Below are 22,991 nucleotides of genomic sequence, written 5' to 3'. Positions count from 1 at the left end.
ACGCCAGGCGGCCGGGGGGAGTTCGCCAAACTAACCCCCCGGTCGCCGCCTGGATCGTCGCTGTGTGACTTCACCTGCCCTACTCGCCGGACCTCGTGGGATGCTGCGCGTTCGGTAGGCACCGGCGAGCGGCGCGAGCCAGGACCCCGTACTGGGTGTCGCCGCTGGCGATCACCGTGCCGGCGGGCAGTCGGCGGGCGACGTACTCCTGGCGTTGGGTGTCCCAACCGCCTAGGCAGATCGGCGAGGGTTCGCCGACCAGTTCCCATCGTTCGCCGCTGGCGGTCGTGGTCCGGGTGTAGTGCTCCCGGGTGAGGCTCCATCGGTCTCCGTGGGCGTCGAGCCGGAGGCCGTGCGGGTTGTTGTCTCGGAAGAGCCGCCAGCGGCCGTCGCGATCGAGTATCCGCGCGAGGTCGTCATTCGAGTCGAGCGGACATGGGGTTGTCGGTGTGGGTCCGGTGTTCGGGCGGGTCGGCATGTGAACTCCTGTGTGGTTTGCTGCCGCCGGGGGTTCGCCATCCCCAATACTACAATTATTATACACCTTTATGCTGGGTGTGGGCGGAACGTGCATGGTCTGGTGGGCGCGGAGTTGGCAGGGCGGGCCGGCCGCGGGGAGTGCCGTGGCACCAGGCCGGCCGGCCCGGCCGGTGACCGCGGGAGCAGCGGTCCGGAGTGCGACGAACCGAGGACGGCAGTGTTCTCCGGGTTGAGTGCGGTGCCCGGAGCGCAAGTCCGTGCCGGCGTGCGGGTGGGCCACCAGGAGCAGGTCGGGTGGCTGTGGTGTCGCTACCGGCTGCGTTCTTGCGGCCCCCACCACGGTAGGAGTGGTGGTAGGTCCGTCAATGGTCGGGACGGCGGTTGCGGCGGTGACGATTCGCCGTCGTCGGCGTTCCAACGCCGCCCGTACTGATCGGGAAGGTCACCCCAGCCGAAGTACGGCATCGGTTCGGCGGGCAGGCCGCCGAACGTCTCCAGCGGGTCGATGCGGGACTCGGCGACCGTACACAGGTGCGCCCAGTCGTCACCAAAGTCGAAGACGTACGCGAACTGCTCGCCGTGACCCAGCCGACTCAGCTTGGTCCTGGTGCTGTCGATGCTGTGCTCCGGGGTCTCACCGTCCCATAGCTCAAGGGGAACGATGGAGGTCTTGTTAGTCAGAGTGAACATGTGCAGGTGGGCGAGGTCCCAGCGGGCGAACGCAAGGTCGATCGCCTCGGCGAACTGAGCGAAGGTGTGCGATCGGCTCACCGCGAAAACCCTGCCGGGTCGAGGCCACAGATCGACGCCACGCCCAGAGACCAACTCCACTCGTACGGACAGCCAGGTGCGCGCCACCGTTCCCCCTTCTATCGCCAGCCCCTCGTCTTCCTCCGAAGACTACGGAACGTCACCGATGCCTCTTGCGCGGTATGGACGAGCCGGGACGTGCCTGACTGGGCACCCTGGTCGATAGCCCTCCGTACGTGGTCTGACTCGAACTGGTCACCGCCGTTAGGCCGTGTGTCGAAGTCGATCACGGCCACTCGCCGATCGCGGCGATGTGGATCGTGGCTTCGTATCGCACGGCGAGCTTGTCGAAGCGGGTCGCTACGGCGCGGTTGCGTTTGAGTCGGTTGATACCGCACTCCACGGCGTGGCGTTGCTTGTACCGCTCGGGGTCGAAGGCCGGCGGCCGGCCGCCCTTCGACCCCTTCCGACGCCGGTTGGCATCCTGGTCGGCCTTCGACGGGATCGTCGCGGCAATCCCGCGTCGACGCAGGTAACGACGGTTGGCTCTCGACGTGTACGCCTTATCGGCCAGGACCCGGTCGGGTCGGGTCCTCGGCCGGCCGGTGGCCAGGCGGGGAACCCGGATCGCGGCCAGGACCGGGATGAACTGCGGACTGTCACCGCGCTGTCCGGCGGTCAGCACCATGGCCAGGGGCTTCTGCCCCTGCTCGCACGCCAGGTGCAGCTTCGTGGTCAATCCGCCACGAGAACGACCGAGGGCATGATCGGCAGGCTCGACGCTGACACCGCCGGGCGCTTCGGCCTGCAGATCCCCCTTTTCCGCGCCCCGGCAGCGTGCTGATGGGCGCGGGCACTCGTGGAGTCCACGGACACATCCCAGGTGATCTGCCCGGCCGCGTCGGCGAGGGCCTGCAACGCGGTGAGGATCCGCTGCCAGGTCCCGTCGCGTTGCCAACGCCGAAACAGGGCGTACACCGCCGACCAGGAGCCGTAGCGCGGCGGCACATCCCGCCACGGAGCACCCACCCGGACCCGCCACCGGATCCCGTCAATCAACTGCCGCCTACTCCACAACGACGGACGACCCGGCCGCTTCGGCGCCGGCAGCAACGGCTGCAGTACCGCCCACTGCGCGTCGGTCAGGTCGTGCCGCCTCGTCACCGCTAGGGTGTCCACGAGGTCTCCGGTATTCAGGTTCTGCTTGGTCGCTGAACCATCTACCGGAGACCTCGTCACATCTCGACCACCGACACACCAAGATCCTCAAGCCAGCAGCTCAAGCCCTGACACCGACTTCGATACAGGGCCTAGGCGCACGGATCACCATTCGTCAGCCGATCACCCCAGCATGCGCGGGGAACAGGTGGTGTTTGACCCGTCGGTTCCGCCGGGCGGGGGATCACCCCGCACGCGCGGGGATCAGACCGATGTGCGCGACCGACAGGCACAACGGCCGCCCGGATCACCCCCGCATGCGCGGGGAGCAGTGCCGGCTGTACTGCGCGGCCTGCGATAGCGTCGGATTACCCCCGCATGCGCGGGGAGCAGTACCCGAACGCGTTCGCGATCCGGTCGCGCCAGGGATCACCCCCGCATACGCGGGGAGCAGCGTGGACGTAACGCGCTGTGCAGCATCGCGACGGGATCACCCCCGCATGCGCGGGGAGCAGACGTGCGGCGATCGCCCGCGCTCGGGCCGCCGGGGATCACCCCCGCATGCGCGGGGAGCAGGGGGATGCGGTACGTAGCTACCAGGGCAGCGGCGGATCACCTCCGCATGCGCGGGGAGCAGATGTCGGCCGTCCATTCCGCTTCCCACCGCGAAGGATCACCCCCGCATGCGCGGGGAGCAGGCACACCGACCACCCGGAGTGATGGGGGCAGCAGGATCACCCCCGCATGCGCGGGGAGCAGGACACCTGCCGGCGGTCGGCGTTGATGCTGTCCGGATCACCCCCGCATGCGCGGGGAGCAGAAGGGCAAGGGCACTACCCGCGACGAGACGAAGGGATCACCCCCGCATGCGCGGGGAGCAGACGTGCACCGGGTGCGCCGGCCTTGGCTAGCAGGGATCACCCCCGCATGCGCGGGGAGCAGGATCGTTCGGCGTCGCGGGCTGAGCAGGATCGGGGATCACCCCCGCATGCGCGGGGAGCAGGCGCTGGTCAGGGACAGCCCGGTCTACGGCCCGGGATCACCCCCGCATGCGCGGGGAGCAGTCGGAGTGCGGACCGCCGGACAGCGCGGACCCGGGATCACCCCCGCATGCGCGGGGAGCAGTGCTGGAGGTCCAGGTCCGCCGTGTGGGCGGAGGGATCACCCCCGCATGCGCGGGGAGCAGGACCGGTCCGTATCGCACGAGACCGCCACCAGGGGATCACCCCCGCATGCGCGGGAGCAGTGCATGACGTACGCCTGCTCGGCGTCGCCCGAGGGATCACCCCCGCATGCGCGGGGAGCAGGGACGGAGCCGTTGGCCCGGTACCCGCCGATGGGGATCACCCCCGCATGCGCGGGGAGCAGGGGCTCGGCGTCGACGGGCATGTCCTTGCCGCGGGATCACCCCCGCATGCGCGGGGAGCAGCGAATGGCCTTCGGTGGCTCCCCGCCGCGCGTCGGATCACCCCCGCATGCGCGGGGAGCAGACGTCTTGACCTGGGGCGCTAAAGATCAACTTCGCTGTTTTTGTTCACTTTGGCTGAGGGCTCGTTCATGTGGTCGGTCCTGCCTCCGCTGGTTGAGGTCCCCGCTGACGTACAGCATGGTAGTCAATGTGAACCCGCTGATGGCGTCGGTGCGGCGGGGCCAGCCGGGCCGAAGCCTGGCTGACCCCTGACCGACAGGATCAGACGACGGGAGCCGAACCGACAGGCGCATCCGCATCGGCCCCAGGCGAGTCGTCGACCGTTGCGCTGCGTTCGACGGTGTCCGTCTTGGGCGTGCCCGGACGCGGCGCGGACTGCGATACGGCGGCCGTGACGTCAGCGTGCTGCTTTGCGCGCCCGTCGGCGGTGTCGAGGATGAGCTGTTCGACCTCGCTGAGTTGGAAGCCGTTGGTGACGCACCACCGCAGCCAGTTCGCGACTCCTGGATCGGCCACCCGCCATGAGCTTCTGCTGATGCCGCTCTCGTTCGCGGCGGCGATGGCGGCGAGGGAGATCACCGCGTACCGTCCGTCGTTGCCTCGAGCGGGAACCCGCTTCATGCCGGCCCGTTTGGCCTTACCCGGGTAGAGGAGTTCGTCGAGCATCCTCCGGCCGCCGTTGATCCACGTGGACAGGATGTATCCGGAGTCGGCGAGGGCTTCGGCGAGCAGCTTCGCGGTGCCCTTGGGTGGGGCCTTGGCCGTCAGGAACGTGGTCAGCCACTCGCGACGTACCGTGTTGGCGATGTCCATGGCCTTGTTGTTCTCGATCACGCGCCGTCGTTCTGCCTTCTCCTGTTCGCTCATGGGTCCGCTGCGGGCCGATGGCGCGAGGTAGGCGGGCAGGGTGTGGCCGTTGGCGTGCCAGTTGGTGCAGTAGGCGGTCTCGGTCAGCTCGTCGTGCTGGATCGACAGGAAGACGGCGTGGCCGGGACACGTGAGGTGCGCTTCGGCGTCGATGCGCTGCCCATCGGCATCGCGTAGATCGGTGACCTCCTTGACCGTGCTGTCGGTGTAGGCGGGGCGGGTGGCGAGGGTGGCGATCCCGGCTTCGGTGAGTGCGGCGTGGCGGCTGGTCTGAGCGTCGAGGGCGGCGCGGGTACGCCGGGTGCGTTCCACTGCGCGGGCGAAGGCGAAGGGGCCTTCTTCGGCTTGCTCCAGGAGGTGCGCGATCCAGTCGGGCCGGTCGGTGAACTGGGCGAGGGCTGCCACCTGGGTCAGGTCGAGGCCGAGGGCATGGGTGCGGTCGGTGGTGTTCTTGTCCAGGGTGGCGAGTTGCCGTCCGGCCCGTACCTGTTCGCGGTCGTAGCCGGTGCGGCGGGCGATGTCGTTGTCGTCCATGCCGGTGAGGGCGAGTTGTTGGATACCCCGGGCCTGCTGGGTGGCCGTGGGGTCCTTGCGGTGGACCTGCCGCAGCATGCTGATGAGCTGCTCGCGGTTCTCCGCCAGGTCGTCGCGGATGATGGCGGGTACGTATTCCTGGTTGGCTTCGATGGCGGACCAGTAGCGCTGTTCACCGTCGACGATCAGGTAGGGGCCTTCGGGATCCGCACCGATGGGTGTCACGGTGAGTGCGGAGACCAGGCCGCGTACGCCGTCTTCTCGAAGGTTCTCGACGATGCCGGGCAGCGCCTGTGCGTCGTCGCGGACGTTGTCCGGGTTGGGGCGGAGGTCCGTCACCTTGACGAGGCGGTACCGGCCTGGCAGAGCCGGTGCGCTCTCGCCAGCTTCGTCGACGGCGGTCGCGGCCGGCTGGTCGGTGGGGCGGACGTCCGCCTCGGCCGGGCCGTGATCCGGCGGGGTGGTCTGCGGCGCAGGTGTCGTTTCGGTCTGCACGGTTCGTGCCTTTCGTTGTGGGTGTTGGGTTCCGATCGCGGCTGGGTTGCCGTCCAGCCCGCGCCGGTAGTCGTGGGGTTCACCGTCAGGTGCCGGCTGTCACCGGCCTGGCGGCGGTACGGCGTGGGGTGCCGTGGGGTTGCCGGTGCTGGTCAGGCTGCGGTGACGACGGCCGCGAGGTGGGGTCGGCTCACCGGTGCCGGCATGGAGCAGTTGGTGCAGGCGTTGTCGCCCCAGCTGTGCGATGTTTCGCCGTCGCCGGCTGGGCACGGCCGGCGTTGCAGGTCGGCGAGGTCTGCGCTGTTGAGGCAGACCGGGCAGAGTCCCCACGTTGCGGTGGGTGGGCCGGTGACTGGCGAGTCGCATTCGGCGCAGCGGAGCCCGGCCTGTCGTAGGGCCTGGCCGATGGTGTCGGCTGCGGTGACCGCACGGCGGGCGGTGCTCGCGAGGTTTCGCCAGGCGGCGGTCTGCCGGATGCGTTGCCAGTCTGCGTCGGTGAGCGTCAGGGTTGACGGATTGTCGGGATGGTCCTGCTGATCGTGTAGGTATGCCGCTACTTCTGCCCGGCCGAAGAGGGGGCCGGTCCATTGGTAGGTGCGGGCGAGAACGGTGACGAGGTGCCGGGCGTCGGGTTCCGCGAGATTGCGGGGCAGCGATACGCCGTGGGGCAGCCCGATGAACATGGGCATGGTTACTCCAACGTGCGGGAGCGTGATGGTCTTGCTCGCGGAGCCGCGAGCTGGGACTGACGAGTGACCGGAGTCGGTGGCCTGCCGGGTGCCACCGTTGGTGGCTGGTGGCACCCGGCAGGTGGGTCACGCCGTGGCGGCGATCTCCAGTGCGCGTATCCCGACGCTTTCCATGTCGTACGCGGCGTCAGGGTCGGTGAGGGTCTGCGCGACGCTGGTCACCGCGTGCAGGATCCCTCCGGCGGTACGGTCCCCGCCGTCGATGAAGTGGTTCAGGATGAGTCGCTGCTCGTCCTCGGTGAAGCGCAGTCGCTGGCCGATGACCTTGATGGTGTGGTCCGGGTCGGGGATGCGTCGCCCGGCCTTCTCCTCGATCTCTTCGATCTTGCGTTGCACGTACCGGACGTCGAGGAAGCGGTGTACGGCGTCGCGGGCCTGCTTGCCGATGAGAGTCAGGTTGGCCTGCTGGGTGTCGTTGCTCCAGCGGATCGCGCCCTCGTCCATCTTGGCTCCCAGGTGCACGGCGCGAAGCGCGTCCCTGGTGATGGTGACGCCGTTGTTGCAGACCTGCACGACGATCCGGGGTACGACGCTGAACGCGCCGCCGCCCGTTTCGCTGTTGGTGAAGACGAGGCCGGCGAAGACGGTCGGGTTGTCGGCGCCGGTCGCTCCGGTGAAGGGGCTGCGGTAGTTGCCCAGGAGGGCAGGGGCCAGCGATTTGATGGCCTCCGAGTGCACGCGGACGACCATGCGGCGTTCGCTGAGGTCACACGAGAAGTGCACCTGTAGTCCGGAGTCCCGAATGCCCGACAGCACTGCCATGAGGACGTCGAGATTGTCGATGATTTTGTAGCCGTCGCTGAGGAAGGCGCGCAGGATGCCACTGCCGTTGCCATCGGAGAGGCACCGTGCCAGGTAGCGCTTGCCCTGGTGCAGGTCGAGCCAGCCGTTGACGTTGGTGTCCCAGAGGCTGTGTGCCTGGGTGCGGGTCTTGCGCAGGTAGCTGGCGGGGATTCCGAGCTTGTCGCCGATTCCCGCGTCACCGATCTCGGTGGGCAGGTAGAGGCCGTCTGCGGGGGTGACGCCGTACTCGCTGATCATGGGTTCTGCGCCGGTGATGCGCAGGTGGCATCCTTCGGCCTGGAGCATGGCGGTGCCGGCGACGATGTCCAGCTTGCACGCGTGTTGTTGTTGGAGAATGGCGTTCAGGTCGTGCAGATTGGCATTTCGGGTGGTGAGTGGGATCGAATTGAGAGCGGTGGTCACGTGTGATTCCCTTCGGTTGGGTGTTGGTTGTGAGATTGGGGGTTGCCGTCCCCTCTCCCTCATGTATTTAATGATACAGCATGGCTCTTGTGGTTGTCCGCCCATCGACGGGCTGTTTTGAACGACTTTACGTACTCGCTGAAATGCGAAGAGTGATGATGGCCGTCGTTTCATCTCGTGGCGGGAGACTTCCCGGCGGCCTGATCATCGATCGATCATGGGGTGGGCTGGTTGTCCAGCTTGGGGTGTGGCTGGACAACCAGCCCACCCCATGATTGCCCTTGCGGCAGGTTGCCGGGAAGGCGCACGTCTCCCTCCCCGGAGCCTGCCTCGCCGGCGAGGCGCCGCGGTGCAGCGGCGGGACGCTGCCCTGGCCGGAGGCCATCGGCCGAAGGTCGATGCAGCTCGGGAGGTGGTATGCGCCAAGCGTCGACACCTGGGCTGAGGGGGTCGGACGAGGCGGCAGTTGTTACGCGCTGTCGTCGGGGGAGTGGGTGGGTGATTCCGGCGCGGCTGGGCCAGCGACTTTTCCCGGCCGGGAGTTGATCCATTCCTGCACGCGGCGACGACGCCAGTAGCGAACAACGCCCTGCACGGGCGCTGGCTCCTGCTTGTCCGGCAGCGGGAGGTAGCCGTCTTCGCCGCGTTCCCAGGCGGGCTTGCTGAGCTCGACGTACTTTCCCCAACCCCAGTTCTGCTGGTCGATGATCCCCCGGAATTCGGTGGCGGAGACGAGCGCGTCTGGGTCGCCCTCGAGTGATACGTGGTGAACGCGGGCGCGGTGCAGCTCGGCGAGCCGGGGAATCACCACATCCCGGACGTGCTCCAGGTCGTCAACGGCAAACCATGCCTTCTTGCCCTGAAGGGTCGGCGCGGGCCAGCCGGATCCCTGGGCGCGAGCTTTGGGGGAGGTCTTGAGTCGTACGGTCTGCTGCGACCTGCCGGTCAGCTCTGCTGCCCCCGCGATGTCGGTGTGGGGGCGGCCGTCGATGTCGCGGATCTCCACGCCAACCCCCGCCTGCTGGTCACGGTTGACGGTTGAGGCGGCCGGGACATCGTCGGCAAGCCGGCGATGCGGCAACCCCGGCCGCCGTTCTTCAACCAACACCTCACTCGCGCTGTACACCCCGATATGGCTTCGGGCGCGACCGAAGTTTCGGCGATCCTACCAGCGCAAGAGCGATGGGTCGTTCTCCGCTCACGGGAAGTCGCTGTTGAGTTGATCTCGAACGGTCCTCAGGGGTCGTGGTGCAGAGTCATGGGCTCGACGGTGTGTTGAGCTTGTCGAAGTGAAGATCAGCGGTGAGGAGGCGGCGACGACCTCATCGCCCCTCCGATGGCACCCGGCCACCGACCCTCTCCGGGCCCGTCATGGCCGACATTCAGTGGCAGACCCGACCAAGGTCGGGGAGGAAGCAGTCTGCTGGTGCCGCAGACGGTCGAGGTGGTCGACCATGCGGGCGGTGGCGGGATGCCCGGGGTGAGCACGGCGGTGACGGTTGATGACGTCAGCGAGCAGCGTCCGGGCCGCCTCGTGGTGGCCGAGGTCGTGCAGGACGAGGGCGCTGGTGGCCCGTACGGCGAGAGTCTGGTGGGCATCGGCTCCGACGGTGTCGGCCAGGTGGTCGGCGAGCTGCCGGTAGAGGCCGTATGCCCGCTGGTGGTGGCCGGCTTGGCGGTGGGCGGTGGCGAGGGTGTGTGCAGCGGTCAGTGTGGGCGGGGCGGTAGGGCCGTGGAGGTGGGTGAGGCTGCGATGGGCGTAGTCCGCCCAACGGATCGCGGCAATGCTGTGCAGGAGCGTGGCGAGCAGGTGGGCGGCTTCGGCGTGGAGGGTGCTGATGGCGGTGGTGGCGGGATCGACGCCGGTGAGGATGCTCTGCAGGAGGCGGTGGGCGCGCGCCGGGTCGGTGGTGGCGAGTTGGCGGGCGAGGCGAAGCTCCTCGGTCAGGGCATGGCGGGGTCGGGCGGTGGCAGGCCAGGTGATACGCAGGTCGGCGGGATGCCCGCCGGCGGTGATGCGGGCGATGAGCCGGTGGGCGTGTATAGCGGCGATAACCTCGCGCTTGGGGTGAGTGAGGGCGGGCACGAGACGGGCGGCGTGTTGCAGCACCACTTGCCCGACGGCCTCGGCGACGGCCACTGCGTTCAGTGGGGGACGGCGGCATGGTGGCGGGCAGTCGTAGACGAGCCCGACGGTGGTGAAGATTGCGGTCATGGGCTGCTGGCAGAACAGGCAGTGGAGCATGCCGTCCGGTAGCACAACCAGGTCATTGTCGACATCGGCGCGCGGCGTGGTGGGCGGTACCGCGGTGGCTGCTTGGGCGCGGGCTTTGGTCACCCAGCTTTGGAGTAGTCGACGGTCGAGGTGGAGTTCCCGGGCGACGGTGCTGATCGGGCCGCGTCGTCCCGTCGCGCGGGCAGCCTCAACCTGGCGTACTGCGTCGGCGATGACGTCGGAGGTGTACTTGCGGGGCTTGGCCACAGGAGGTTGGTCCTCGACAGGCTGGGGATCGGGGGCGATGAGATGTTGGGCCCGCCAGAGCAATCGTCGGGGCGGTCGGAGGGGTTCCGGCGCCTCAGATGTCGATCTCGGCGGTGACGGGGTGATGGTCAGAGGCGTGCGGCGGCCCGTCGGGGATGCGAGGAGTCGCCAGCGGCTGAGGATCGGCGTGGCGCCTGTTACCTCTCACCGCGGCGAGGTGTTGCTCTGCGTCGACCGGAGGGTGGGCTGCTGGCAGCCAGCTGCCGGTGTGTGGGCGTTCGGGGTGCGGCGGCTGTCGACGTAGAGCCGGTAGTTGGCTGCCTCGGCGACGATCAGCGTCGGGAAGTCGGGTCCCAGGCGTGGATCCTGGGGCGGGATGGGGCCGGTGATAACGCTGCGGGCGGCGAGCAGGACGCCGCTGCGTGCGTCGATGGTGAGGATGTCGCGTCGCGGCACACCGGAGCGGTCGGTGTACGGGAGGATGAGGTCCGTGCCGGGCCGCTGGATGCGGTCGGTGACGCCGGCCTGGGCCAGGAGACCGGGCTGCTGCGCGAGGAGCCGCAGGACCGCGGCCCGGACCGGACGGGTGAGCGCGTGGCGTTCGTAGAGCATCGCGACCCCGCCGACGATGTCCTGCGGACGGTTTTCCCCAGGACCGCCCGCGATGAGCAGGTGGGTGCGCAGGGCGTCGGGTTGTCTCGGTGGGGGTTGGTCGAACCGGTCCCCGGTCCGGCCAGCCCAGCTGCCGCTTTCGCCGTCGTCGGGGATGCAGCGGTGGGTTTCGAGGTGCACGCTGACCAGCCGGCCCTTGGCGGCATCGTCGGTGCGCCACAGTTGGTCGACGCGGATCCGTTCGGGCCACCCGGTGGGGCCGGGTGGTCCGATGAGGTCCCGGTACCAGGTGCGGCGTTCGACGTACTGGTAACCACCACGGGTGGTGTCGGCGGGCGCGTCGGTGAGGGTGGCGGCCAAGCGGGTCAGGACCGGCCCGGCTGGCACCGGCGGTGCGCTACTCGGAGACGGTGTCGGCGGCGGAGGGCCGGGGTTCTCGTTGGCGGACGGTCCGGCGCAGGCCGCGAGGAGAAGCGATGCGGCGAGCAGCGTCGTGCCGGTGCGGGTTCGGATCATGGTCGTCCGCGTCGTGTCATTCGTGGACCCCGGGGAGTAGCGGACGGTGTGGGTGGATGAGCGTTGGTGTGGGGTTTCCTTGTTCAGGTTGGGCGGTGAGCCGGGGCAGTTGGTGTCGCGGGTGGGGAACCGGACCGTAGAGGCGGTGGGGATGAGGGGCATGGGTTGTCCAAGGGTCGTGGCACGTGTGGGCGGAAAGGAGGGATGAGGTGGTCGTGGAGCAGCGTCAGAGGGAGGCCTGACCTCGCTTGGTGTCCGTCGTGGCCGGCGGCAGCCGCTGGGCCGATCAGGTGAGGAGGTTCAGAGTGGTGGGGTGGGTTCGGGTTTCTGGGCGTGCACGGTGGCGAACTGGTAGCTGGAGACGACGACGTAGGGGTCGGCCATCAGCTCGGTGAACCGGGCGAGGTCTTCGACGGTGAGGCCGGTGTCGATGAGCTGGTCGTGGAGTTGGTGGGCGTTGTTGGCGTAGAGGGCGCAGCCCGGTCCGCCGCCGGTCCAGGTTTCGGTGAGGCCGCGGGCGTGAACGTGGTTCATGCCGGCGGCGAGCAGTAGCGCGGGGGTGTTCTCGCCCCAGTGCAGGTCGACGCCGCGATCGGCGAGGGTGTCGAGGACGCCGTGTATGGCCCTGGTGATCAGGCTTGCGTCGGGTTCGGTGGGGGCGCGGTGAACCACGATCCGGGAGTAGACGATCTCTCCCAGGACCAGCCATCCGCCGGGGCGCAGCAGGTCGATCATCTGCCGGAGCAGGTCGACCCGGTTCGGTAGGTGTTCGAGTAGGCAGCGGGCGTTGATGACGTCGTAGCCGTCGGGGGTGGTGGGGATGGGCTGGGTGCGTAGGTCGCGCTGGTAGACGTCGATGATGCTGGTGGGGTTCAGGAGTTGGGTGTCGAGGTCGACGGCGGTGACGTTGCCGTCGGGTCCGACGAGGCCGGCGAGGTGGCGGGTGATGGAGCCGGCGCCGGCGCCGAGGTCGAGGGCCCGCATACCGGGTTTCACCCCGACCCGGGCCAACCCTCGGATGGTGTGCGGGTCGAGCACATCCTGGAGGGGGTGGAGTTGGTGGGGGCTGTTGCGGAACTGGTAGCGCTGGCCGGTGGTGGTCATCGTGGGTTCGCTTCCGTGATTAGGCAGGGCGGCATGGTGGTGCCATCCGTGGGGTTGGGGGGCGTTGCTGGGCGAGCGGTCGCCGGCTTGGTGGTGTTCCCGCCGGGGATGGTCGGCGAGAGCACGACGGGCTGGCGAGGAATGCGCATGGTGGCTACTCCCGGTGGGCGGTGCTGGGGGTGAGGTGGTCGCCCACCAGTAGGTCGACCTGCCCGTCGGGCGGGTCACTGAGCTGTCCGGCGTTCAGCGCGTAGACGCGGTCGGCGACGGCGGTCGCGGTGTGGGCTTGTGGGAGTGCGACGAGCACGGTGATGCCCTGGTCGGGAAGGTCCCGGAGGACGGCGATGACCTGGCCGGCGATGCGGGGGGAGAGTCCTTCGGTGGGTTCGTCGGCCAGCAGTAGCCGCGGGTTGGTGCGGAGGGCGCGGGCGATCGTGAGCATCTGCTGCTCGCCACCGGAGAGTTGGTGGCCGTGGTGCCTCCGTCGGGCGGCCAGTGGTGGGAACAGGTCGAACAGGTCGTCGACGCTGAAGCCGCCGCCGGTGGCGGGGCGGGTGACGGTGAGGTGGTCGCGGACGGTCAGTGACGGCCACAGGCGGCGTCCCTGTGGGGCGAGTGCGACGCCGGCGCGGGCGAGGTGGTGGGGGAGTAGTCCGGTGAGGTCCCGCCCGTCGAGCACGATCTGCCCGATGGTGGCGCGTAGGTGGCCGGCGAGGGTGTGCAGCAGGGTGGTTTTCCCGGCGCCGTTGGGGCCGACGATCGCGTACACGCCGGGGGTGGGCAGGTGGAACGACACCGACCGGACGACCAGGGTGTCCGGGCGGTGGCCGGCGGTCAGGTCACGGACGTGCAGCATGACCGGCCTCCGTGGTGCCGAGGTGGAGGGTGCGCACGGTGGGGTCGGCGCGGACGTGGTCGGCGGGTCCGTCGAGGTGTCGGCGGCCGTGGTGCAGCACGGTGATCCAGTCGGCGAGGGCGGCGACGACGTCCATGTGGTGTTCGACGAGGATCACCGCCATCCATCCGGGCAGGGTGCCGAGGATGTCGAGGAGTCGGGTGAGGTCGGTGTCGGTGAGGCCGGCGGCGGGTTCGTCGAGGAGCAGCACCCGGGGTTGTCCGGCGAGGGCGACGGCGAGGTCGAGCATGCGGCGGTGTCCGTGCGACAGGGTGGTGGCCGGGTAGTCGGCGTGGCCGGTGAGGCCGACGAGTTCGAGGAGTTCCAGGGGGACCCGGTCGGGGTTGCGTCGGTGGTGCCAGCCGCCCATGCGTACGCAGTCCAGGACGGTCAGGTCGGGGTAGACGGTGGGGTGTTGGAAGGTGCGGCCGATGCCGGCGCGGGCCCGCCAGGCGCTGCCCCGGCGGGTGATGGTCTGCCCCTGGTAGGTGATGGTGCCGGTCTGTGCCCGGGTGCTGCCGGCGAGGAGGTTGAGCAGGGTGGATTTGCCGGCGCCGTTGGGGCCGATGATCGCGTGTCGGTCGCCTGGTGCGATGGCGAAGGAGTCGAGGTCGAGGACGGTTAGCCGTTGGTGGGCGTGGTGCAGGCCGGTGGCGACCAGACCGGTGTCGTGGGCGCGGCCGATGGCGGCGGGGTCGCGGCGGGAGGGGATGTGGTCGACGGCGTCGACGTGGCGGGTGGTCACGGGGTTCTCCGGGAGGCAGCGGGCAGCGGTTCGGGTCGCCGGGTCGCCCGGACCCGGCGGATCTCGGCGCGGAGGCGGGTGAGGGCGGGGGTCAGGCCACAGGGGAGCAGGTAGACCGCGGCGACGAACAGGGCACCGAGGAGGAGTGGGGCGTGGCCGGGCCAGTCGGCGGCGGCCACGTCTCGCACGCCGAGGACGAGCACCGCGGCGACGGCGGCTCCGGGCGGGGAGTGTGTGCCGCCGATGACGGCGGTGAGCAGGGCCAGGGCGGCGGTGTCGAAGCCGACGTCGGCGGGGGTGATCCACCGGTGGGTGTGGATGAGTAGTGCCCCGGCGGTTCCGGCGGTGGCTCCCGCGCCGGTGTGCACGAGCCACAGGTAGGTGGTGACGGGGTGGCCGCTGGCGGCGGCGCGGGTTTCGTTGCCGCGTACGGCGGTGAGGAGCAGGTGGTGTCGGTGCAGCAGCAGCATCGTGGCGGCGGTAGCGACGAGGGTGATGGCGGTGGCGTAGAGCAGCACGGGTCGGTCGGCGGTCAGGGGTGGGGTGCCGGGGAGCAGGTGTGGGGCGGGGATGCCGGCGAGGCCGTCGGTGCCGCCGCTGACTGTGCGCCACTGGGTGGCGGTGATCGTGGTCAGTTCCGCCACGGCGAGGCTGAGCATCAACACCACGGTGCCCCGGTGGCGGACCAGCAGCATGCCGAGCAGTCCGGCGGTGAACGCGCCGGCCAGCGCGGCGGCGACGAGGTGTACGGGGGCGAGGGTGTGGCCGGCCAGGGCGAGGCGGGCGGTGGTGTAGGCGCCGGCGGCGTAGGGGGCGACCTGCCCGAGGGTGGGTAGTCCGGCCGCGCCGGTGACGGTGGCGACGCTGACGGCGAGCAGTGCCAGGGGCAGCATCCGGGCGACGGTGGCGGGCCAGTAGCCGTCCGACGCCGCGGCGAGGGTGGTGGCGGCGCCGAGCGGGAGCAGCCAGGGCGCCCACCGCCGCAGGTCGTCCCAACGGTGGGGGAGCGGGAGGCGGGCGGTCATCCGGGCATCCCGGGCAGGGGCCGGCGGCGGGTGAGCAGGAGCAGGGCCATTGCGCCGAGCAGCAGGTACGGGGCGAGGGCGGGGATGGTGATCACGCCGATGGTCTGGACCATGCCGACGCCGATCGCGGCGATCACCGCGCCGGGGACTGATCCGAGGCCGCCGCAGACGACGATGACCAGGGACAGCAGCAGTGTCGTCCGCGCGGTTCCGGGTCCGACGCCGAGGATCGGGGTGCAGAGGGCACCGGCGAGGCCGGCGAGGGCACCGGAGACGACCAGGACGGTGGTGTCGACGGCGCGGGGGTTGACGCCGATGCCGGCGACCATGTGCCGGTCGTCGACGGTGGCGCGGATGAGCCGCCCGGCGCGGGTGCGGTGCAGCACCGCGTACCCGATGGTGGTGATGATGACGGCGGCGGTGAGGGCCGCGAGTCGGTCGGCGGGGTAGGGGTGGCCGGCGATGGTCAGGGTGGTGTCCAGGGCGGCGGGTAGTTGGGGGCGTCGGATGTCCGCGCCGAAGATGGTGGTGAGTAGGTCTGCGCCGATGAGGGCGATGCCGAAGGTGAGTAGGGCTTGGTCGAGGTGGCCTCGGCGGCGCAGCCGGGCGGTGGCGGCGGCGAGTACGCCGCCGCTGGCCGCGCCGAGGGCCGTGGCAGTGGTGATGGCGGCGGCGAGGCTGGGCCAGGTGCCGGTGCTGGTGGTGGCGGCGACGTAGCCGCCGGTGGCGATGAGGGTGCCGTGCGCGAGGTTGAGTACGCCGCCTGCGCCGAAGGCGAGGGTCAGTCCGGCGGCGGCGATGGCCAGGAGCAGTCCGTAGGCGATGCCGTCGAGGCCGGGGATCAGGTAGGTGCCCATGCGAACCACTTCCCTCAGGTGGCGGGAAGGGTGGTGAGGTCCTGTACGAGCACGTTGGACAGCACCGGGCCGTCGGCGCGGACCTCGCGCAGGTACCAGCGCTGCACCGGTCGGTGTTCGGTTGGTTCGAACTGCCAGTCCCCGCGTGGGCTGGTGACCCGGCCGACCTTCCCGATCGCCTCGTTGAGTTTCGGGCCGGTCACGTCTCCGGCGACTGCGGCGAGGGCGCGGTCGAGGACGGCGGCGGCGTCGTAGGAGGCCATCGCGAAGGTGGTCGGTGGGTTGGAGTTCCCGGCGGCGGACCAGGCGGCGATGAACGCCTGGTTGGCGGCGTTGGAGAGGGTGGGGCTGTAGTTGAGGACGTTGCGGATGCCGGTGGCGGCCGGGCCCTGGGCGGTGAGGACCGATCCTTCGGTGAGGAACCCGGCGGCGTAGAGCGGCACGTCCTTGAGGTCGGACTGGGCGTACTGCTTGACGAACGCCACCGCCGCCGCCCCGGCGTAGAAGGTGTAGACGGCTTCCGGGTTCGTCTCGGCGGCCTTGTTGAGGTAGGGCAGAAAGTTCTCCGTGGCCGGGAACGGCGTGAACAGCGTCTTCCCGTCGGGGTTGGCGAGTTTCCCACCGAGGCGGGTGAACGTGTCGGTGAAGCCGCGCAGCTCGTCCCAGCCGCCCTGGTAGTCGGGGCCGATCGCGTAGACGGCGCCGTCGCCGACCTGGGATTTGACGTGCTCGGCGATGGCGATGCCCGGCTCGTCGGAGTTGTAGGAGGTGTGCCAGGTGTAGGTCAGATCCCGGGGCTTGCCGCCCTCCGAGGTGAACGCCGGCCGGGCGTTCGCGCCGAGCAGGGGAATCTTCCGGGCGGTGGTGAGAACCTGCACCTTGTCGACGGTCGCTCCGCCGACGAGGCCGGTCAGGGCGACCACCCGGTCGCGTTCGAGGAGTTTCTGCGCGGCCGGGACGGCGGTGGCCGGGCCGTCACCCTCGTCGCCTACCACCAGGTCGACCTTCCGGCCGCCGAGCCGACCACCGTGGGAGTCGAGGTAGAGGCGGAAACCGGCCTGCATGTCCTGCCCGACGGTGGCATATGTGCCCGACAGGGACACCAGCAGGCCGATGCGCACGGCGTCCGGGTCGGCAGGGGTGCTGGCACAGGCGGTGACGGTCAGCAGAGCGGCGGTGGCGGTCGCCGAGGCAAGTCCGCGTCGCAACCGGCTACGGAGACGGGTCATCGTGATGCTCCTTCAAGGGGCTGGGCGGGCCGGGTGCGGGTGAGGACGTGTTCGATGAGGGTGATGAGCAGCCGGCGGACGCTGTCGCGGTCCCGGGCGTCGATGTCGACGATCGGCACGTCCGGACCGAGGGTCAGGGCGTCGCGGATGGCCGAGGGCGGGTAGGTGTCGGCGTCGGTGAAGTCGTTGACGGCCACCACGAACGGCAGCTGGGCGTGTTCGACGTAGTCGAGGTGCCGGAACGCCTCGGCCAGCCGGCGGGTGTCGACCAGGACCACCGACCCGGCGGCACCCCGGACGATGGCGTCCCACATGAACCAGAACCGTTCCTGGCCCGGGGTGCCGTAGACGTAGACGGTCACCCCGTTGACGTCGAGGCGGCCGAAGTCCATCGCCACTGTCGTGGTGGTCTTGGCCGGGGTGTGGGAGACGTCCTCGGCGGCGGCTGCCGACATGCGGACCTCGGTGGTGACCGGGGCGATGTCGGACACCGCGCCGACCAGCGTCGTCTTGCCCACCCCGAACGGGCCGGTCAGCACGATCTTCACCCCCTGCGGCGGTGCCACCGCAGGGGCAGGGCGGGGGAGGGCGGGTGCGGGTGTCATCGGTGTCCCGCCCCGACCAGGGTGGTGTGGAAGCCGGGGGTGAGCTGGTCGCCGACCTGGTCGGCGAACCGGTGCAGTTCCTCGGTCACGAACGCCAGGTCCGCCTCGCGGGTGACCAGGGTCAGCAGCGACGCTCCGCCGCTGAGCGCGGTCAACAGCAGGTAGCCGCTGGCCAGGTCGACGATGGTGCCCTGCACCCCGCCCGCGCCGAAGTCCCGGGCCGCCCCGTTGAGCAGGCTGCGCAGCCCGGCGGCCACCGCCGCGAGCCGTTCGGCGGCTGCCCGGTTGAGGCCCTCGGTGCGGGCCAGCAACAACCCGTCGACGGACACCGCCACGGCCTGGCTGACGCCGGGAACCCGGGTCAGGTTGTTCGACAGCAGATAACTCAGATCACTCATCACTGGCCTTCCTTCGGCTGGGGAAATCGGTGGCCCAGGCCCCGCTGGTAGGCCCGCGCGGTGCCCGCCAACCCGTCCGGGCGGCGGCTGGGCGGCCTGGCGGACCCGGTGGGCGGGGCAAAGGGGATGCGCATCGGCTGCCGCTTGGGCAGGCCGTTCACGGTCGTCGCGGCAGCGCCGTAGGGGGCCGGCCCGGCGGGCGGGAGATGGACGGTGGCACCCTCGACGAACCACGGTGAGACGGGCGACTGCCGGGTCGTCTCCTCGTAGACCGGGGTCGACTGCAGATCCTGCGGCGGGCGGGGGGCCGGGATCAGCGGCAGCGCCTGCGTCGGAGCGTCCACGGTGTGGCCGCGCGGGCGGCGGGCCGGCAACGCCGGCACCACCACTGGTGGTGGTGCGGTGATCAAAACCGCGCTGATGGGGATCTCCACCACCGCGACCGTCCCCTGCGGTTGACCCGCTACCAGCCGCACCCGCAGCCCGTGTACGGCGGCCAGCATCGCCACCGTCGCCACGCCCTGCCGACGGATGTGCTCCACGGCGATCATCGGTGCCGGCGCGGCCAGTTCCGCGTTCAACCGCACCATCAGATCGGGGGTGATGCCCGCACCGGTGTCGATGACCTGCACGACCACCTGGTCACCGAGCAGATGCCCACTGATGACCGTCTCGCCGGGGCTGTAGCGGGTGGCGTTGTCCAGCAGCGACGCCAGCAGGTGCACCAGGTCGTCGATCAACGCCGGGGGCACCGACACCCGCCCGTCGACCGACCCCACCACCACCCGCCGGTACTCCCGGATCCGGCTCAACGCCGCCTGCGCCACCGTCACCAACGCCACCGGCTCCGGGTGCACCGACCCGAGAGCCCGACCCGACAACACCAGCAGACTCTGCGTCGCGTGCAGCAACTGCGCGGCCAGGTTGTCCACCGCGAACAACGTCGCCAACGTCTTCTCGTCGGCCTCGTCGCGTTCCGCCCGGTCCAACTCCCGCATCAGCAGGTGCGCCATCCCCTGACACCGCCGACCCACCGCCTCCACCGCACCCGCCGCCACCAACCGCTGCCGCGCCAGATCGGCGGCCGTCTCGTACACGGTCATGGCCAGGGCGTCGAACGCGGCGGTGACCTCGTCGATCTCGTCCCGGCTACGGCCGGCCGGGGCGAGCGCGGGCGGGGCCGCCGGCATCGCCGCCGGATCACCCGGATCGGTGGCGGAGATCCGCCGCACCAGGTCGGGCAGGTCCCGCGACGCCACCCGGGTCACCGCGTCACGGACCCGCCGCAACCGCCGCGCCAACGCCCGCCCCTGCCACAGCGTCAACGCCCCCGCCACGACCACCAACGCCAGCGCCGCACCGGTCAACACCGCCGTCGTCGCCCACTGCGCGGCCCGCCGCCGGCCCACCTCGGCGGCGATGTCGGCGTCCACCCGGGTCTGCACACCGTGCAACCGGTCCCGGCGCTCCCCGGTCGCGCGCACCCAGTCGGCGGCGTCGACCCGCAACCGCGACCCCACCCGCGCCCGGGAAACCTCGTCATCGAACCGCTGGGCGGCGAGCACGCCCGGCCCGGTCAACGCCTGGTCCAGCGACGACCGCCACCGACCCGACGCCCCGTCGGCAACCGTCAGCAACGCTTCCTCGTAACCGGCACGGGCGGCGGCAAGCTCCCGCTGCGCCGCCTGCGTCACCACCACACCACCGGCGGCCAGGACCGCCGTCTGCTGGACACCCGCGTACTCCGAAGCCCGCGACAACGCCGCCGCCACCCGGAGCTGCTCGGCGATCTGCGCGTCCGCGCCACCGACCTGCCCCACGGCCTCCCGCACCGCCAACCCCTGCGACACCGCCACCCGGTAGCGCACCAACACCGTCGTCAACGACACCGACCGACCCCGCACCTGATCCCGCAACGCCGACAACTGCCCCAGCTGCCCATCGAAGGCCGCGAACAACCGCCCCGCCTCGACATCCCCGGCAGCGAACCGGCCACGCTGCTGCCGGTAGTCGGCGACCATCCGATCGGTACTGGCCACCTGCGCCAACAGCGGGTCGACGCTGGCGGACGAACCCGTCAGGAACTGCGCCGCGACCAGGCGCTCCCGGCTCAGCTCGTCTACCACCTCGCCTGACACGGCCGACACCGCCACCAGCGCCTGAAGCCGATCAGCGGCACGCGCCCGCTGCCCCGTCGACGCCACCCCCCACGCTGCAAACAGGACGGTCGCCGCCAGCGGCACCACCAGCAGCAACGCAAGCCGCCTGACAACAGGCACAGAAGATCTCCTTTCCACAAGCAACCAGTTGTGCCACCAACGGGCGGGGTGAATCTCTCTCAATGAGTTGGCTTCGCCAGCCTTCCGAGCAGCACTGCGGCGGTGACGCATCGGGGCAACACGTGGCGCGGTCTGCACGAGATCCGCACCGCTATTCAGCGTCGTATCCGGAGTCAGAAAGGTCGACCACCGGAGGTGGGGTGCGAATCCAGCCGACACTCCCCGTCGAACGTGGAGTACACGTTTAGGTAGCTTCCGTGACAGCGGCGGACATCGTTAGAGTGACGTCCACAGCCACATGGTGTCTACGGAGGTGGGATGGCAAGGAGTGCACGCAGCTACCAACGGGAGGCCGGCGAACTCCGCTCCAGCGGCTGGACCTATCGGCAGATCGCCTCGCACTGGCAGCAGCGATACGACTTCAACCCAAGAGTCGCGTTCCGTCTCGCTCACGGGTTGACACAGGCAGATGTAGCTCAGCGTTGGAACGAGCAATGGCCCGACACTGACGCCCCGAAGACCGCGAAGCAAATATCCTACTGGGAAATCTGGCCAGGATCGGCGGGCCGGGCACCCTCGCTAGAAACATTGAACAGGCTGGCGTTCCTTTACCACTGCTCTGCAGGCGATCTACTCGGTGGCGAGGACCACAGCCATCTGGATGCGACAGACGTAGGTATGCGCCGACCAGGCGTTGACATGACCGGCGTTCCTCTGGGGACGACAGCCCGTGCGCTTCCATCTGCGGAAGCGATCCCGAGCCGTGTTACGGAGCGGGTTGTTGAGGACTTCGAGGTGCTGACGGACACCTACCGCCTCATCGACTACCGAGAGGGCTCTGCCCGAGTGAGCGGGGACATCGCTGTACACCTACGCCGGATGCTGGAGGTCAGCAACAGGACAACCACCAGCGGGACCCATCGCCGTTTGCTCCAGGCTGCCGGGGATGCCGCCCAGTTGGCCGGCTGGCTGGCGATCGATGCCCAGAGGTACGACCGAGCCGAACGTTACTGCCGATTGACGGTATCGCTCGCGCAGAAAGCCAACGACCGCGCGCTACACGCATACGGCCTTGGCGTGATGAGCTACATCCACCTACATGCCGGTGACGGCAAGGCCGCACTTGATGTGCTCGACACCGCCCAAGGCGTGGGCGATCGCGGCAGCCCAGCGGCGGTCAGATCATGGCTCCACGAGGCCACCGGTGAGGCGTACGCGCTCCTCGGACAACCACGGCCCGGCCTAGTTGCGCTGGCACAGGCCGAGAAGTTCTTCGACGGCGCAAGCGCGAGTGCTTCCCCCGCTTGGTTGGGCTTCTACAACGCCGAGTGCCACGCGGCCCGACTGAAGGGCCGCTGCCTGACTCGCCTACGTCAGCCCCGCGACGCCACTCGGGCGTTGTACGAGGCACTGACCCTCCTACCACCCGCATTCGTTCGGGAACGGTCAGGGACCTTGATCGATCTTGCTAGCGCGTACGTGCAGATGGGGCAGGTCGAGCAAGCCTGCGACGTGGCGGGCCAGGCAGACATCCTTGCCCGGCGTACAGGCTCGGCGCGCAACCGCAAGCGCCTCCGCGAGCTGCTCATCGATCTCATGCCCTGGACCAACATCGACTGCGTGCAGAACCTCTACCGTCAGGTGCTGCTTAACTAGGGGCGTGCTGAAGGCATCCCACGTGAGTCGCCGGTGAACCGTCGCGCGTGGACCGAACTCGTCGTCCTCGCCGCCCTGTGGGGTGCGGTCTATCCGTTGATCGAGGTAGCGCTGCGCGACTTGTCACCCACAGTCGTTGTCTTCGGACGGGTTCTGCTCGCCTGCCTTCTCCTAGTGCCAATCGCCATCCGGAGCAGCGCCCTAGTGGATCTCTGGCGACGCCCGAGGGTCATCATCGAGACCGTCCTGGTGCAGTCGACCATTCCGCTCCTGCTGCTGACATACGGTCAGCGATACGTCTCCGCTGGTATCGCCGCCATCCTGGTCGGGGCGCAGCCACTGTTCGTCGCCATGCTCGCCTACCGGTACGCCCCTGACGAGCGCCCCCAGGGCTGGAAGGGCACCGTCGGCATCAGTGTCGGTCTGGTCGGGCTCATCCTGCTCTTCGGTGTTGACCTCCGCGGCGGCCGACTGGCCCTCCTCGGTGGTGCACTCGTGCTGATCGCCGCACTGTGCTACGCCGCCGGCGCCATCATGATCCATCGCCGCCACGCCACTGCCCCTCCGCTGGGCGTCGCCACATCGGCAATGCTCGTCACCAGCACAGTGATGATCACGCCAGCTACATTGACGCTGCCTGATCACACACCCAGCCCTGGTGTGCTGGCGGCCGTAGTGTTCCTCGGCATCGTCTGCACCGGCATGACCCTCGTGCTCTTCTATACCTTGATCGCGCGCACTGGTCCGGCCCGAGCCGCATTGGCGTTCTACCTATCGCCCGCCTTCGCCGTCACGTTCGGCGTTGCCTTTCTCCGCGAACAACTCACGGTCGCTTCGACCATCGGCTTGGGTGCGATCGTGGCCGGCTGTCTTCTCGCAGCTCAACGCACGAAGCCGCCACCCATGTCGTGATTCGATCG

Annotated in this window: 19 protein-coding genes and 1 CRISPR repeat array; of the genes, 2 read left to right on the top strand and 17 right to left on the bottom strand. The window is 69.7% G+C overall.

Annotated features, from left to right (window positions below; translation table 11 throughout):
• Positions 1–789 precede the first annotated feature (789 nt).
• The 17 genes from ACN268_RS11255 to ACN268_RS11175 all read right to left on the bottom strand — a co-directional run bounded on the left by ACN268_RS11255 (position 790) and on the right by ACN268_RS11175 (position 20,415).
• The gene (locus tag ACN268_RS11255; RefSeq protein ID WP_421483132.1) at positions 790–1,251 is read right to left on the bottom strand and encodes an IS1096 element passenger TnpR family protein; all 462 of its coding nucleotides are present in this window, start codon (positions 1,249–1,251) and stop codon (positions 790–792) included.
• A gap of 265 nt (positions 1,252–1,516) precedes the next feature.
• A protein-coding gene (locus ACN268_RS11250; RefSeq protein WP_421486857.1) for an IS5 family transposase occupies positions 1,517–2,394 on the bottom strand; the annotation gives its coding sequence in 2 pieces (ribosomal slippage) (positions 1,517–2,002 and positions 2,005–2,394; 876 coding nt in all).
• Positions 2,395–2,691: 297 nt separating this feature from the next.
• Positions 2,692–3,574: direct repeats of the CRISPR family, unit length 29 nt; unit sequence GGGATCACCCCCGCATGCGCGGGGAGCAG.
• 504 nt (positions 3,575–4,078) lie between these two features.
• Positions 4,079–5,713 carry a ParB/RepB/Spo0J family partition protein gene (locus tag ACN268_RS11245; protein WP_421483131.1) on the bottom strand — a complete coding sequence of 545 codons (1,635 nt, stop codon included), beginning with the start codon at positions 5,711–5,713 and terminating at the stop codon, positions 4,079–4,081.
• A gap of 152 nt (positions 5,714–5,865) precedes the next feature.
• A complete protein-coding gene (locus tag ACN268_RS11240) occupies positions 5,866–6,402 on the bottom strand; it encodes a hypothetical protein (protein WP_421483130.1) in 537 nt (178 codons plus the stop codon).
• A gap of 126 nt (positions 6,403–6,528) precedes the next feature.
• Complete coding sequence (locus tag ACN268_RS11235; RefSeq protein ID WP_421483129.1) at positions 6,529–7,668, bottom strand: DUF932 domain-containing protein; 1,140 nt, start codon at positions 7,666–7,668, stop codon at positions 6,529–6,531.
• Positions 7,669–8,137: 469 nt separating this feature from the next.
• Entirely contained in the window at positions 8,138–8,776 is a 639-nt protein-coding gene (locus tag ACN268_RS11230) for a hypothetical protein (protein WP_421483128.1), read from the bottom strand.
• Positions 8,777–9,037: 261 nt separating this feature from the next.
• Positions 9,038–10,150, bottom strand: a complete 1,113-nt coding sequence (locus tag ACN268_RS11225; RefSeq protein WP_421483127.1) for a hypothetical protein — start codon at positions 10,148–10,150, stop codon at positions 9,038–9,040.
• A 204-nt stretch (positions 10,151–10,354) separates the two neighbouring features.
• A complete protein-coding gene (locus ACN268_RS11220) occupies positions 10,355–11,149 on the bottom strand; it encodes a hypothetical protein (RefSeq protein WP_421483126.1) in 795 nt (264 codons plus the stop codon).
• A gap of 429 nt (positions 11,150–11,578) precedes the next feature.
• The gene (locus ACN268_RS11215) at positions 11,579–12,382 is read right to left on the bottom strand and encodes a class I SAM-dependent methyltransferase (RefSeq protein WP_421483125.1); all 804 of its coding nucleotides are present in this window, start codon (positions 12,380–12,382) and stop codon (positions 11,579–11,581) included.
• A gap of 154 nt (positions 12,383–12,536) precedes the next feature.
• A complete protein-coding gene (locus tag ACN268_RS11210) occupies positions 12,537–13,238 on the bottom strand; it encodes an ABC transporter ATP-binding protein (RefSeq protein WP_421483124.1) in 702 nt (233 codons plus the stop codon).
• Positions 13,222–14,022, bottom strand: coding sequence for an ABC transporter ATP-binding protein (locus ACN268_RS11205; protein ID WP_421483123.1), 801 nt, complete (start codon positions 14,020–14,022; stop codon positions 13,222–13,224). The genes ACN268_RS11210 and ACN268_RS11205 overlap by 17 nt, the downstream gene beginning before the upstream one ends.
• Positions 14,019–15,047 (bottom strand): branched-chain amino acid ABC transporter permease, encoded by a 1,029-nt coding sequence (locus tag ACN268_RS11200; protein WP_421483122.1) that lies wholly within the window; start codon positions 15,045–15,047, stop codon positions 14,019–14,021. Before ACN268_RS11200 ends, ACN268_RS11205 begins: the two co-directional genes overlap by 4 nt.
• On the bottom strand, positions 15,044–15,904 hold the full coding sequence (locus ACN268_RS11195) for a branched-chain amino acid ABC transporter permease (protein ID WP_421483121.1): 861 nt from the start codon (positions 15,902–15,904) through the stop codon (positions 15,044–15,046). Before ACN268_RS11195 ends, ACN268_RS11200 begins: the two co-directional genes overlap by 4 nt.
• A gap of 14 nt (positions 15,905–15,918) precedes the next feature.
• Positions 15,919–17,133 carry an ABC transporter substrate-binding protein gene (locus tag ACN268_RS11190; protein WP_421483120.1) on the bottom strand — a complete coding sequence of 405 codons (1,215 nt, stop codon included), beginning with the start codon at positions 17,131–17,133 and terminating at the stop codon, positions 15,919–15,921.
• The gene (locus ACN268_RS11185) at positions 17,130–17,738 is read right to left on the bottom strand and encodes a GTP-binding protein (RefSeq protein ID WP_421483119.1); all 609 of its coding nucleotides are present in this window, start codon (positions 17,736–17,738) and stop codon (positions 17,130–17,132) included. The genes ACN268_RS11190 and ACN268_RS11185 overlap by 4 nt, the downstream gene beginning before the upstream one ends.
• Positions 17,735–18,136 (bottom strand): roadblock/LC7 domain-containing protein, encoded by a 402-nt coding sequence (locus ACN268_RS11180; protein WP_421483118.1) that lies wholly within the window; start codon positions 18,134–18,136, stop codon positions 17,735–17,737. Before ACN268_RS11180 ends, ACN268_RS11185 begins: the two co-directional genes overlap by 4 nt.
• The gene (locus tag ACN268_RS11175) at positions 18,136–20,415 is read right to left on the bottom strand and encodes a nitrate- and nitrite sensing domain-containing protein (RefSeq protein ID WP_421483117.1); all 2,280 of its coding nucleotides are present in this window, start codon (positions 20,413–20,415) and stop codon (positions 18,136–18,138) included. Before ACN268_RS11175 ends, ACN268_RS11180 begins: the two co-directional genes overlap by 1 nt.
• A 795-nt stretch (positions 20,416–21,210) precedes the next feature.
• Between ACN268_RS11175 and ACN268_RS11170 the strand changes: the two genes are divergently transcribed.
• A complete protein-coding gene (locus tag ACN268_RS11170; RefSeq protein ID WP_421483116.1) occupies positions 21,211–22,071 on the top strand; it encodes a hypothetical protein in 861 nt (286 codons plus the stop codon).
• A gap of 33 nt (positions 22,072–22,104) precedes the next feature.
• Positions 22,105–22,983, top strand: coding sequence for a DMT family transporter (locus ACN268_RS11165; RefSeq protein WP_421483115.1), 879 nt, complete (start codon positions 22,105–22,107; stop codon positions 22,981–22,983).
• The last annotated feature ends 8 nt before the right edge of the window (positions 22,984–22,991 follow it).

The sequence above is a fragment of the Micromonospora sp. WMMD735 genome (genome assembly GCF_049178995.1).
In the GTDB taxonomy this organism is placed as follows: domain Bacteria; phylum Actinomycetota; class Actinomycetes; order Mycobacteriales; family Micromonosporaceae; genus Micromonospora; species Micromonospora wenchangensis.
Note: the sequence above shows the minus strand (reverse complement) of the source record. Positions and strands in the feature narration are given on the sequence as shown.